Raw genomic sequence first — 13,176 nt, forward strand, 5'->3', positions numbered from 1 at the left:
CATACACTAAGTCTATCGATTTACAGTAGTATAAAGTGACTATATTTTTAGACTGCTGGAATAACGGGAAGTTTATAGCGCTTCTATCTGTGAAAGTGCGATCGCCATATCCGTCTTTTGCTTAGGAATGCAGTGCGTGCCGCCAGCTTATCTACTTCGGTGATCGTGATATGTGGAGTTGGTTTGTGATCGGATGGTGAAATGTGTTGATTAGCACAAATGACAAGCGATCGCTTGACTGCCCATTAAATTACTTTCGCCGCCACTCTAGCTAATGCTCCCTCCAAACGGATCAGAAATTAATTTGCAATAAATGTTTGAAACACTAATAATTAGATTACCATGTTAACTGTCATTTGCCGTACACATTCTTTGTAAGTGTTTGAGAAAGGTCACATTGTCGAAGACGGCATTGATGACGAATTACTAGCAAAACGTGGTGCTTACTATAGGTTGTGTCTAATGCAGGTGGATGGATTTTTGTCTGTAGAAGCCGCTCACAGTCGCAAAGTATGAAATTGACTGCCAAAAAGGAGGACAAGGAATTGCTAAGAGCCGATAGCGAAAATGAACTACAATTAACGGCTGACGTTCTGGTAATTGGTGGTGGTCCTGCCGCCGCATGGGCAGCATGGGCAGCCGCATCCCAAGGCGTCAAAGTAATCATTGTTGATAAAGGTTTTCTGGGTACGAGCGGTGCAGCTGCTGCCAGTGGCAATGGCATCATGGCTCCTTCTCCAGAGAATTGGGACAAAGTTTTATCGGAGCGTTATCGCTTAGGAAAAAACCTCGCTAACTTACGTTGGATAGAGCGTGTGATCGAAAAAACTTGGCTGAGTTTGCCCCTAGTAGAAGATTGGGGCTATCGTTTCCCCAAAGAAAATGGGGAATCCGTGCGCCAGAGTTATTATGGCCCTGAATATATGCGGGTACTTCGCAAAAACCTCTTGCGTGTTGGTGTGAAGATTCTCGACCAAAGTCCGGCTCTAGAGCTTTTATTGGCTGACGACGGCTCAGTGGCCGGAGCAAGAGGTGTGCAACGGCAAAATCATTGTACCTATACCGTTCGTGCTGGTGCAGTAGTCCTGGCGAATGGCGGTTGTGCATTCTTGAGTAAAGCATTAGGTTGCAATACCAATACAGGTGATGGACTGCTGATGGCAGTGGAAGCTGGCGGCGAACTCTCTAGTATGGAAGCTTCTAATCACTATGCGATCTCGACCGCTTTCAATGCCACAGTGACACGGGGTGTTCCCTTTGGCTGGGCTAGCTTTACCGATGAAGCGGGTAATGATCTTGGTGGTTATGTCAATGGTCGTCGCGATCCATCCTTCCTTCCCAATGCACTCTTGAAAGGGCCTGTTTATGCCCGTTTGGATCGAGCTACACCTGAAGTGAAAGCAGTGATTGAGAAGTCCCATTTCATCGCTTATCTACCTTATAAAAAAGCTGATATCGATCCCTATACAGAACGAGTACCGATCACGCTGGTTTTAGAAGGTACAGTCCGTGGTACAGGTGGAATCCGTTTGACCGATGATAGTTGCGGTACGAAAGTACCCGGACTCTATGCCGCAGGGGATGCAGCCTCGCGTGAATTCCTAGCAGGTTTAGCTTCAGGTGGTGGTGGTCCCAATGCAGCCTGGGCGATTTCCACAGGTCAATGGGCTGGAGTTGGGGCAGCAGCTTTTGCACGTAGTCTCGGCGATCATGCAAATAAACGGGTTGCGCGTCCTGCGGGTCAAGCCGGATTGCGATCGCCTGGGGCGGGGCGTAGCTCATCGCAGTCTCCCGCTTCGGAAACATTCGATAGCGAAGCGATCGTGCGCGGTGTACAAGCAGAGATGTTCCCCTTAGAGAAGAATTACTTGCGCTCTGAGCAGGGACTTCTGGATTCCCTTGCCAAATTAGAAACGCTGTGGCAGCAGGTACAAGCACAGACGAAACAAGATACAGTGCGCGATCTGGAATTTTCTCGTCGAGCGGCTTCTCTGACGGCTGTAGCGCGATGGGCATATTTTAGCGCTTTACATCGCACGGAAACGCGTAGCGAACATATTCGCGTGGACTATCCCGAAACCGATCCAAATCAGCATTATTATCAAGCCACAGGCGGCTTAGAAAAGCTTTGGGTGAGGCGTGATTGGATAACAAATGCGTTGGCGCAGCCTCTCGTAGAGATTGCCTCTGGTGAGCGGAACGCCATCGCTACACCACCACTACTAACCACTCAAACCACACCCTAATTATCAAAGTTGTAGCAGGAGCAGTATTATGATCGAGCTTGTCAGCCATAAACTCTGTATCAATTGCAATGTGTGCGTCCAAGTTTGTCCTACCAATGTCTTTGAGTCCGTACCCAACCAACCACCCGCGATCGCCCGAAAGGAAGACTGTCAAACTTGTTTCATGTGTGAGGCATATTGTCCTGCGGATGCGCTGTATGTTGCGCCTGAATCTCATACCAATGTTGCAGTCAATGAGGATGATTTAATAGAAAGTGGCATCATGGGTGAATATCGTCGCATCTTAGGTTGGGGGTATGGCAGAAAAAACAATAGTGAATTGGATACTGCTCATCAATTGCGCCAACTGCCACGCCCCTATCAAAGTTAATTTGGGTGTTTAATCGAGGTCGAACTTTTGAGATTGAAACTCGGAAGATGGTGTATAAGAATAACGAACCGCAAAGGGCGCAAAGGACGCAAAGGTAAAAATGTCACCTCCCTGTCTTCTTAAGGGACTTCCAATAGACATCTGGTGAAATTAAATATGCGTTACCCAGAACCCTTGTAGAGACGTAGCACTGCTACGTCTCTACATTCATTTTCACTCCTATGTCTAATAAATAAATTACCCAATCTTATGGGGTGGGCATCTTGCCCGCCTTTGTATACGGGTTCTCGTGTCACCCACCCCACAAGAAGTGGTTGAGTATTTTTTTATTTGTCAGTCCCTAATTCAATCCCAGTTCTTCCTTCAACCCCTCCGGCACATTAACTGCTGTCTCTAATCCCCGCACATCTTCCCACTGCTGCTTTTTACCCCAAGTCATTTTTTCCATATTGGCGTCGCTGAGGTCAGCACCACCCAGAATGGCATAGCTGAGATTACTGTGACTGAGATCCGCGCCATTGAAGATAGCACCACTGAGGTTACTGCCACTGAGGTTAGCACTATTAAGGTTGGCATAGCTGAGGTCTGTACCGAACAGGATAGCGTCGGTGATGTCGGCACCACTGAGGTCGGCTTCGCTAAGAATCACCCCACTGAGGTCGGCTTCGTTGAGAATCACCCGACTCAGGTCTACGCCGCTGAGGTCGGCACCTAAGAACATTGCGCCGTTAAGTCTGGCATTGTTAAGTTTAGCACCGTTAAGTTTGGCGTAGCTGAGGTCTGCGGCAATCAGGATAGCATCACTGAGGTTGGTACTGAAAAGAATTGTGTCACTGAGATTAGTACCATTGAGGATAGAGTGACTCAAATCAGCACCACTGAGGTCGGCGCGGCAGAGGTCGGCATGGCTAAGGCTGACGCTGCGGAGGTTGGCTTCACTTAGATTCGCACCGAAAAGGATGGCATTGCTAAGGTCAGCATGGCTAAGGTTGGTGTTGCTGAGGTCGGCGCGGTTGAGGTCGGCACTACTAAGGTCGGCGCGGTTGAGGTCGGCACTACTAAGGTCGGCGCGGTTGAGGTCGGCGCGGCTAAGGTTGGCACCAATGAGGTTAGCACCGATGAGGTTGGTGCTGCTGAGGTCGGCACCACTGAGGTTGGCACCACTGAGGTTGGCACCACTGAGGTTGGCATCGCCGAGGTTGGCACCGCTAAGGTTGGCACCGCTAAAGTTTACGCCAGTTAAGTTGGCATCGCCGAGGTAAGCACGGCTGAGGTCGGCACCGCTAAAGTTTGCCCCGGTGAGGTTGGCATCGCCCAGGTAAGCACTCCGAAAGTTGCCGCCTTTGAGGAATTGCCCGACTATACTGCTAAAGTTGCCAATTTCCAGGGCATCGCTATAGTTGATGATCCGCAGCAGTTGGGATGTGAAAAAATTATCTGTGTCCGGTTGAGAAGATGGATAGAAGATGATTTTTTGTTTTAGTTCATCTCGCTCTTGGGCGTAGCGGTGTAACTCTAAGAGTAAAATCAGTACGTTCAGCCCTGTATATATGTCTACCTGTCTTAGCCCAAGAGTAATATTTTCTGCCGCTAGCTTTAACTTTGTTTGCTGAGGTAGGTTATCATCTGGTGTCCCATCGATAAATTCTCCCTGACACCACCGACGATAAAAATCTTCTAGCCGCCAGAAAAGCAGTTCTAGGTGATTTTTTTTACCAGTTACAACCAATTCCATTAGTTGGTTGACTATTTCTGGTTTCAGAGCGCCATTGCCCAGTAAATCATAAATCTCTTCATGCATCTGGCGATCGCACACTCTAAAACAAAACCCTTCAGGGAGAATGTTCAATGTGCGATCGTCTATCTTAGAAGTCAAACCGCTCTTTGATATTGTCCATTTTTCTAAGCTTTCTTGCAGTCTTAGAGAGCATAAATCTTCCTGCAAATTATCTTGAGCAAATTTAACACTTTTGTTTGCTTTAATACTTTTTCCTAGAGCTAAAACTGCTTCGGTTTCTGGCGATGTGGTCTTTGGCATCTCTTGCAACCTTGTACCTTTCACATAATTTCTCAGCAGCAGCCAGACTTGAGATAAATATGTTGACATTTCTGTGTCCGTTGTTACATTTTAATTGTTTTTTTGATAATCCTGAATTAAAATTTTTCTATGTTAGTTTGCTTCTCACTGTCAAAAATTAATAGTATCAATAAATACTACACGAAAAATATCATCCGTTGGTGATGTCTACGATGGGCTAGAGAGCATCTCAATGAGTGTAAAAAGCCTTGTAAACAGTTAACAGTTGACAGTTGACAGTTGACAGTTGACAACGAAGTTTTTAATTCGGGGATTTAAACGCCTCCTTAAAAAACTCTCCGAACAACAATTGCATGAGGTGGTGGGCGGAATAAAAAACTGAGATTAATAAAATTATTAATCTCAGTTTTTTGCTTATTTAGAAGTGGGATTAATCATTCTGATTTCCAACTTCCACTCAGGGTCTTTATGCAGGAGGATGTTTAAAATTCTTCCTCCCGTCCAGTAGAGCTTAAGAGACATTGCCTCCAACTCCTGAAAACGGTATTCTTCAGAGTCAGAAAGGACTGGTTTCTGACTCTCTTGGAGAGCTTCTCTAAGATTAGCCTCCAGATTTGCCAGTGTTGCGTCTATTAATGCGTCCTCCAGGATTATTTCTTCCTGGTTTTTCTTCAATTTAGCTAGAATCTCATCACCCTGAGACTGAGCTTCAAGTAGCCTCTGTTCAGGGGTTTCTCCTTTGAGCGGAGCCAGTGGGTTGTCTTCCACCGCAACAAGGGCAAAGGCTTTTCCATCATGAGTTTTCCCAATCTCCAACTGCTTTGTTCTGGGTTTGGGTTTCGAGTTGTTTTCAGCAGGTGGTGTATCTTTGATTGACTCAATGATGTGAGCCGTAACCTTGGTAATAGCCAAGATAAGATATACGACCCCTGTTAGGGTTTCGATTATTAATGCTTTCCCTGCTAATGCTGGAAATAGCAACAATATTTTGGTGACATTGATTGAATTGAGGGCATCCAATATCAAATTTACGCTCAACTTGACGGTTGAGGTAAACTTATTTCTTGAGTCAACGGGAATGCTGATCTTGGGAAGCTTTTTCCCTGCGTCTACCGTCACCTCTTGATCGCTGAAACTGAGGGTGATGTTTTTCACCCCCGCATCCTTTGCAGCTTGTAATGCTGCTTGGAGGCTGGTTTTGTCGTCAATCGCTACGAGGGAGTTTTGAGCAGATTCCTGTAACACTCCATCCAGAATCGGATATTTGTCCTCCGATGGAATGTTTGTGAGGAAGAATTGATCGTCAACTGTAGTTAACAGTTGCTTTTTATCAGCGCTTAGGCGCAACGTAACTACTGGAATCTCCAGTTTTAGAGTGCCAATTAATGCGATCAATGTGACCGGCACTAAATACACCCTTGCTTTCGTGAAATTTTCCGTACAGGCAAATTGCCTGTATGAAATCATCCCTGGAGAATAGCCCGTGGCAAAACCCGTTTTTGCCCAAATGTCCAAGCGGACATAACTGGAAAGAATCTCCCGCGATTCTTTCTCATTTTTGACCAAATCGCGGACGATGACATTTCCAGCTTGGCGAATTTCCGCCCAGGCTTCCATGTCCAAAACTAGGCTTTGGCTGTCTGCCTCAAAGGTGTCCAAATCTAATTGGGGTTTTACACCCCAAGACATCACTTGATGATCGGATTTGCGATCGCCTTTTTCTGTCTTAATCAGAGTCTTTATTGCCAAAGTCTGATCATCGGCGACGGCAATGGTTATTTGGGCAGCATTTCTGCTATTTTTCCCAATGGCTTCTTTGAGCCTGCCGAGGGTTGTAGCGAAATGCCATTCTCCCTCTTCGTCCCACTGTATTTGTTTCTTAGTGAGAACCCCACCCACCCACATATAGGTGAGCCATAATTTTTTATTCTTTAGTTCAAGAACTACGGGACTATTCCCGCTTTCGTCTGTTTGACAATCGATTGAAATTAATTCTTTAAAATCTTTAACAAACATACATTATTCTCCATTATCTTATGTAATAATTATGACAATTACAATACTTAGAAAACAAAAGTGGTAACTATGAAAATACATTCAGTAAATCGCAAAGTTTTTTAGAAGCCTTACCACATCAGCATTAAATTTCTTTTTTGGCAGGGCTGAAACCCTCGTTTTTGCGTAGGTTTCCGAAAGTTTGCGATTTACTGAAGAGGACTTTTCAAACATCCTCTCAGAGCTAGGTGTGTTCGGTCTTAAACCCTTTAATTTCTGATAAAGCTGAAAAATGGCAACTAAAATTGAAGTCTAAAGTTTGCTGTTTAATCTAAAGCAGCTAAGAGAATCGGCAAAAGCAGGCTATATAGGTTTGCAAAAGTTAAAAATTAACTACAGGATAATTATCGGGTATAGATGGGATGAAGAACAGATTAACCTTTTATATGATTTTGTTACATAGTTTGTTTTTAGGAATAGCAACGGCTAGTGCCAAGTCACCATCTGTTAACATTGATACAGATTTGTCAGCCAAGCATCAGGCTGTACGGGTTGTAGAAGCTGTGGTTACGAAAAGAAGTAGAGAAAAATCCTCTAGTCAGTTAACTACAGAAACTTCTGCAATTAAAATCTTAGCGTTATCGGCAAAGGGTATGAATATTCCCCCGAAACAGAGGCTAGCGTCAGGGCAAGTTTGGGTAGTTAATCAAAATAAACAGGTACAGCCTCAACCGTTTATTTGGGTAGTAAAAGACCTGAAAAAAGCAGGACTGCAACCATTTTTGCAAGCTATAAAACCACCAGTAAAACCGAATGCAAAGCCTAATCCTAGTGCAAAACCACCAGCAAAGGATGTTTTAGCGTCCTTTGACGAAGTAACCAAAGACACCCAAAAGTCAGGGGGATTATTCACCCTTTATCGCAATAAAGAAAAGAATAAAATTTATCTAGAAATTAAGCCAGAGCAACTTAATAAAAATTATTTAGCTACAACAACCTTGGAATCGGGCATTGGCGAACGGGGTATTTATAGTGGTATGCCTTTGCAAGATTTTTTATTTTATTTCCAACGGGTGGATGATAAACTAAACTTTGTGATTCGCAATGTGAATTTTCGCACTCGTGAGGGAGATCCCCAGGTGCGATCGGTAGCCCGATCTTTTAGTGACTCTGTTCTCTACACCATTTCGATTAAAAGCATTCATCCACAACGCAAAACTCTTCTGATCGACTTAGGTGATTTGTTGCTGACAGACTTAGCCGGATTATCTGTAAGTTTAGGAGTACCAGGAAGCACAGACCAGTCCTATTTTGGTACTGCGAAAGCTTTTCCCCAAAACTTAGAAATTGAGTCAGTTTTAAACTTCTCTGGCGGCGCTGGCCAGGAGAATCAAATACCAAACTTGGCGTCGCTAGCTGACAACCGTGGTTTTACGCTGCGCGTCCACTATAGTCTCTCCCAACTACCCAATCAAGATTATCGACCGCGCCTTGCTGACGATCGCATCGGCTATTTTATCACCGCCTACCAAGATTTATCTAAAGACGATAGTGGCGATTCTTTTGTCCGCTACATCAATCGCTGGCATTTGGAAAAACAAGACCCGAAAGCAGTAATTTCTCGTCCCAAAAAACCGATTGTCTTCTGGATTGATAACGCTGTGCCCTTAGAGTACCGCGATCCGATCAAAGAAGGTGTCCTAATGTGGAATAAAGCCTTTCTGAAAGCGGGATTCAAAGATGCAATTGAAGTCCGCCAAATGCCCGATGACGCCACCTGGGACCCAGCAGATATTCGTTACAACACGATTCGCTGGATTAACACAGTCGATGGTTATTTTGCAATGGGACCATCCCGCGTTAACCCATTGACTGGGGAAATTTTGGATGCAGACATTCTCGTGGATGCTAGCTTTGTGCGGGCACTCAAGAATGATTATCGCAAAATCGTTCAACCCAGTCAAATAGAAAATCGCACTACTTTATCAGCTTTGATGCAAAATCGTCTACTTTGCGCCAATGGTTTAGATGCAAAAAACAATGGCATCCCTCAGCAGATGCAGGAACAACAGGGGTTGTTGAGTCGTTTATCGAAAATGGCAGGCGAGTACGATTTATGCTATGGGATGGAAGCTGCTAACCAGTTTGCCTTTGGTTCATTGGCGATGTCACTGCTGCCTGATACTATGGCCACTCCCGATCAGATGAAAAAATATATCAATCAATATATACGTTTAATCATCGCTCACGAAGTTGGACATACTCTTGGTTTACGCCATAACTTCCGTGGTAGTACACTGCTACCACCAGACGAGATGAATAATACGGAAATTACCAAAACTAAAGGTCTAACAACTTCCGTGATGGATTACATTCCCCCAAATATCGCTCCTCAAGGTACAAAGCAGGGAGATTATTTTCCCAGCATGGTGGGGCCTTATGATGAATGGGCGATTAAGTACGGCTACATGCCAATTCAGACATCAACTCCCATAGCGGAAAAGCCAATTTTGTCAGAAATTGCTGCACAATCCTACAAGCCAGAGTTGAGTTATTCCACAGATGAAGATGTGTATGACCTTGACCCCACAGCCGATGCTTGGGATAACAGCAGCAATGTGCTGCTTTATTCTCAGTGGCAGTTGAATAATTCACGGGTGATGTGGACACGTCTGGATAAGCGTTACCCACTGGCTGGTGATAGTTACACTGATGTGAGCGAACGTTTTAGCACAGTATTGGGTAATTATTTTCAGCAAATATACTATACCACAAAATACATTGGGGGACAGTCTTTCTATCGCATTCACCCTAGTGAGATACCTGCCGATAAAGTCTCTGGAGTCCGCCAACACCGATTACCATTTGAACCAGTACCAGTTGAACAACAACGGCAAGCTTTACAGACGCTGCAAAAGTATGTGTTTGCCGAAGATGCCCTGAGTTTTTCACCAGAACTACTGAATAAATTAGCACCTTCCCGTTGGCGACATTGGGGTAGTGATCCGCAAGTTGGCCGTTTGGATTATCCAATTCATGATTTGGTGCTACTCATGCAGGGTTCTGTGTTGCGGGATTTACTCTCAGGCGATCGCCTCTCTCGCCTCAAGGATATCGAACTCAAAACTCCAGCCGGAAAAGCACTGACTCTTCCAGAATTATTTGACACTTTGCAGTCAGATATCTGGACGGAAGTAATTAAACCAAAAGGTAAATTAACGAAAATTTCCAGTTTACGGCGAGGCTTGCAGCGTGAATACCTGAAGATTTTGACGGCTATGGTGTTACGGAAACAATATGTTCCAGAAGATGCTCGCACGATGGCATGGTATAAACTCAAACAATTGGATGATCAACTCAAGCAGGTTAATTCCGAGGATGAATATACCAAAGCGCACTTATTAGAAACGCGCGATCGCATCGAGAAAGTCTTAAACGCCCCGTTGCAAGGGAATTAGAAATAGTGGGGAATGGGGAGTGGGGAGTGGGGAGTAGGGGAATAAATTCTAGGGTTATGGAAATTGACTTACTGGCAAACTTGATTAGCCATAGCTCCACTTCCAACCATCGTCACCTTTCCACATTCTGAACCATTCCTGAAAATTTTTATTTCTACCGTACCTTGATTTAGCGTTCCTCCTGCCGCCGAAATCAAGGTATTTTTTGGAGCAGAGAAACTTACTTTATAAGGAAGTGTTGTTACAACTTTTTCTACTCTCGATGGAGTGCTGGGACTTTTGGAAGCAATAACGTAGCTACCAAATAGCTTGCTTCCATTAACTCCAGTCCACTGAACTTCATAGTTGTCTGATCCTGTGAAAGAACTTGAGTCTATTGAAGGAGTACACCCCGTCAATAGTGCGCTTGCAATTACTAGTGTTGCCAGTTTTTTCATTTCGGTCAAACCAATAGATGCAAGCTTATATTACCCACTAGCTGGCATTTAGTTATACATTCATCTCCCGTTTTTGATGATTCTCTCTGGGGATTCAGTATACCGACGCGGCGTATAAACCCATATATTACCATCGCGGCGCTTGATGGTTCGGGTTTTTGTGGAACCAACGAGAATAATTGTTCGCATATCAGCGTTTGCTGGTGCTAACTCATCAAGTGCGATCGCTTTCACCGTCTGTCCTGGTCTGCCGAGATTCCGGGCTAACACTACTGGTGTATCTGGTGTTCTATGTCGCAGCAAAATATTTCTTGCTTCTGCTAGTTGCCAGGTACGCTCTTTGGAAACAGGATTGTAGAAAGCAATGACGAAATCAGCTTCAGCAGCAGCAGTAATTCGTTGTGCGATCGCAGACCAAGGTTTCAAGATGTCAGATAGGGAAATAGCACAGAAGTCATGTCCAAGGGGGGCACCAATCGCTGCTGCTGCTGCCTGCATAGCGGAGATGCCTGGGGCTACATGAATGTCGATACTGTCCCATTCGGGTTTGGCATAGCGATCGCACACTTCAAAAACTGCTGTTGCCATTGCATATATACCGGGATCACCAGATGAAACTACAGCGACATATCGCCCAGATGCAGCCAAATCAAGAGCCATTTTTGCCCGTGCTTCTTCTTCGCGGTTGTCGGACTCATGCCGTTGCTTGCCATCAGCCAGAGAACCGACTAAATCTAAATAAGTTTTGTAACCCACTAAATCAGTTGCCGACTTGAGTATTTCCTTCACTTCGGGAGACATCCACTGTGATCCACCAGGCCCTGTACCAATAATCGCTAACCGTCCGCGTGGCTGACCTGTGATGTTGGGGTCGATTGGTTGAGGGGCAATGGCGATCGCAATCTGGGAAGATGAAGGAGTAATGGGAGATGTGCCTGTGGCGGCGATCGCTGCGGCTTGGGCAGGGCTATAACCTTGTGAAAGTAGACTTTCTAGCTGATTTGGGGTGAAAAAGCGGGCAGGCACTCCCAAGGCGCTAGCTACGGCATGGATTGCGGGATCGGCTGCGGCGGTGATGGGTGCAAATATCCCGGCGACTGATGCTTTTTCTAGTTTGGCATCAGCTAATAGCTGCTGTACTAAAGCTGCTGCATCATCAATCATGCCACTAATTGCGATCGCGATCGTTGCTGGGTGGTAGACAAGGCAGTTTGCTGTAGGAGTCACCAAATGTTCGGTAACTTGGATAGTCAAATCTCCCTTTGGATTTATGGGTAGTTTGCGATCGCTCAACCAAGGTGCTGTGCCTTCTAGCTTAACTTGCGCCCCAGCTAGCAAATCTGAGATAAATTTCTTCGCATCGTCTGGGTTTGCTAAATGGTATCCAGGGGGAGGAGACAACAGTGTTGTGCCCAAACGTAAATCGCCTGTGGTGGTAATTGCCGGTTTGACATCAAGGGCTTCAGCAATCCGACGTGCCAAATCGTTTACCCCAGCAAGTCCACCCAAGAGTGGGACAACAGCGCTACCATCTTCAGCCACAGCTAGCACTGGTGGTTCCTGTCGTTTATCTGCGAGCATGGGAGCTAACGTCCTAATTAAAATTCCGGCGGCACAAATGCCAATCAACGGCGTTCCCTGGACAAATAACTCGCGCAACGTCTCGCCAAAATTAGTAAAGCTGACATCAACTTCAGATGTGCGACCTGCTAGACCGTATAGCGTTGCCCCTGGTAGGACACTGATTATTTTGCGTGCTACTACGACGCTATTTTGACCTAATACTATAATGGCGGGTGCAACGTTCATGATCATAAGTAGATATCTTGCAAAATTTGATATCCTTCAAATGAAACCACAGATTTAGACATACAGCGACTTCCCATTTACAAGCTTGGGGAATTCAGAGTGCGATGTCTACGACGGGCAACTCTTGGAGAGGCTACGCCAACACCTACGTGCGTGGTGTCTTCGTAGTAGCTTTCTAAAGCTGATCGCCGTCAAATTGACTTGGAGAATGAGACAAGGTGAGTATTGTGTGGATATTAGATAAAGATAACTTATCCTTTCAGTCAGCACTTAGTTATTGACTAATGTTATAATCCATATAAAACTTGAAAGATAAAAATATTATGAATTTAGCTGTAAAAACTACCTTTCCAATAACCGCACCAAAGTTAACTTATGATGTGCTGATTGAAAATCAACAAGATGGGACAGTCAAAGCAATATTATTAGGTTTACCAGACTGTGAAGGTTTAGGAAATACGGAAACGGAAGCAATAGAGAAACTCAGTCAAAGTTTGCAAACTCGGTTAAAAACAGCCAAAATTGTGACTTTAGAAATTGAAGCGCCCAAAGTAGAAAATCCTTGGTTGAAATTTGCGGGTATGTTCAAGGATGATCCGCAATTTGATGAAATGCTGGAATATATAGAAGCTGACCGCCGTGAACTTGACGCAAAAATGGAGGAACATTATCGACAAATTGATGCGGAGAATGAAATTAAGTGAGTTTATGGATACTTGATACGGATCACATCTCACTTTTTCAACAAAGGCATCCAGTTGTCATGCAGCGTATAAATGCAGTCAATCCTGAAGACATTGCCATAACGATAATTACAGTTGAA

General features: G+C 44.9%; 9 protein-coding genes. 5 read left to right on the forward strand and 4 right to left on the reverse strand.

The features are described from left to right. Window positions 1–378 precede the first annotated feature (378 nt). The 3 genes from V7L05_RS03970 to V7L05_RS03980 are packed head-to-tail and all read left to right on the forward strand — an operon-like array spanning window position 379 to window position 2,616. Window positions 379–516, forward strand: coding sequence for a hypothetical protein (locus tag V7L05_RS03970; protein ID WP_335161998.1), 138 nt, complete (start codon window positions 379–381; stop codon window positions 514–516). Between the two features lie 2 nt (window positions 517–518). Beyond that, window positions 519–2,246 carry an FAD-binding protein gene (locus V7L05_RS03975; protein ID WP_335162000.1) on the forward strand — a complete coding sequence of 576 codons (1,728 nt, stop codon included), beginning with the start codon at window positions 519–521 and terminating at the stop codon, window positions 2,244–2,246. 28 nt (window positions 2,247–2,274) lie between these two features. Next, window positions 2,275–2,616: a 4Fe-4S binding protein gene (locus V7L05_RS03980; RefSeq protein ID WP_335162002.1), complete on the forward strand. Its 342-nt coding sequence runs from the start codon at window positions 2,275–2,277 to the stop codon at window positions 2,614–2,616. Between the two features lie 340 nt (window positions 2,617–2,956). Here V7L05_RS03980 and V7L05_RS03985 read toward each other — a convergent pair whose 3' ends face one another. After that, a complete protein-coding gene (locus V7L05_RS03985; protein WP_335162004.1) occupies window positions 2,957–4,723 on the reverse strand; it encodes a pentapeptide repeat-containing protein in 1,767 nt (588 codons plus the stop codon). 345 nt (window positions 4,724–5,068) lie between these two features. Further along, entirely contained in the window at window positions 5,069–6,670 is a 1,602-nt protein-coding gene (locus V7L05_RS03990; RefSeq protein ID WP_335162006.1) for a hypothetical protein, read from the reverse strand. 401 nt (window positions 6,671–7,071) lie between these two features. Here V7L05_RS03990 and V7L05_RS03995 point away from each other — a divergent pair, with 401 nt between their 5' ends. Beyond that, a complete protein-coding gene (locus tag V7L05_RS03995; RefSeq protein WP_335162008.1) occupies window positions 7,072–10,107 on the forward strand; it encodes a zinc-dependent metalloprotease in 3,036 nt (1,011 codons plus the stop codon). Window positions 10,108–10,175: 68 nt separating this feature from the next. On the opposite strand, the gene V7L05_RS04000 is transcribed toward V7L05_RS03995, so the two are convergent. Together V7L05_RS04000 and cobJ are read right to left on the reverse strand one after the other, a co-directional pair. After that, a complete protein-coding gene (locus tag V7L05_RS04000; protein ID WP_335162010.1) occupies window positions 10,176–10,544 on the reverse strand; it encodes a hypothetical protein in 369 nt (122 codons plus the stop codon). A 60-nt stretch (window positions 10,545–10,604) separates the two neighbouring features. Beyond that, window positions 10,605–12,359 (reverse strand): precorrin-3B C(17)-methyltransferase, encoded by a 1,755-nt coding sequence (gene cobJ, locus V7L05_RS04005; protein ID WP_335162012.1) that lies wholly within the window; start codon window positions 12,357–12,359, stop codon window positions 10,605–10,607. A gap of 317 nt (window positions 12,360–12,676) precedes the next feature. Between cobJ and V7L05_RS04010 the strand changes: the two genes are divergently transcribed. Continuing rightward, complete coding sequence (locus tag V7L05_RS04010) at window positions 12,677–13,057, forward strand: hypothetical protein (RefSeq protein WP_335162014.1); 381 nt, start codon at window positions 12,677–12,679, stop codon at window positions 13,055–13,057. Window positions 13,058–13,176 lie beyond the last annotated feature (119 nt).

The organism is Nostoc sp., assembly GCF_036917755.1.
In the GTDB taxonomy this organism is placed as follows: Bacteria; Cyanobacteriota; Cyanobacteriia; order Cyanobacteriales; family Nostocaceae; genus Nostoc.

Bases quoted from the DNA above. Each gene is read 5' to 3' on its own strand.
- V7L05_RS03990 (WP_335162006.1), bottom strand. From the start codon at position 6,670: ATGTTTGTTAAAGATTTTAAAGAATTAATTTCAATCGATTGTCAAACA.
- V7L05_RS03985 (WP_335162004.1), bottom strand. From the start codon at position 4,723: ATGTCAACATATTTATCTCAAGTCTGGCTGCTGCTGAGAAATTATGTG.
- V7L05_RS03995 (WP_335162008.1), top strand. From the start codon at position 7,072: ATGAAGAACAGATTAACCTTTTATATGATTTTGTTACATAGTTTGTTT.
- V7L05_RS04000 (WP_335162010.1), bottom strand. From the start codon at position 10,544: ATGAAAAAACTGGCAACACTAGTAATTGCAAGCGCACTATTGACGGGG.
- cobJ (WP_335162012.1), bottom strand. From the start codon at position 12,359: ATGATCATGAACGTTGCACCCGCCATTATAGTATTAGGTCAAAATAGC.
- V7L05_RS04010 (WP_335162014.1), top strand. From the start codon at position 12,677: ATGAATTTAGCTGTAAAAACTACCTTTCCAATAACCGCACCAAAGTTA.
- V7L05_RS03980 (WP_335162002.1), top strand. From the start codon at position 2,275: ATGATCGAGCTTGTCAGCCATAAACTCTGTATCAATTGCAATGTGTGC.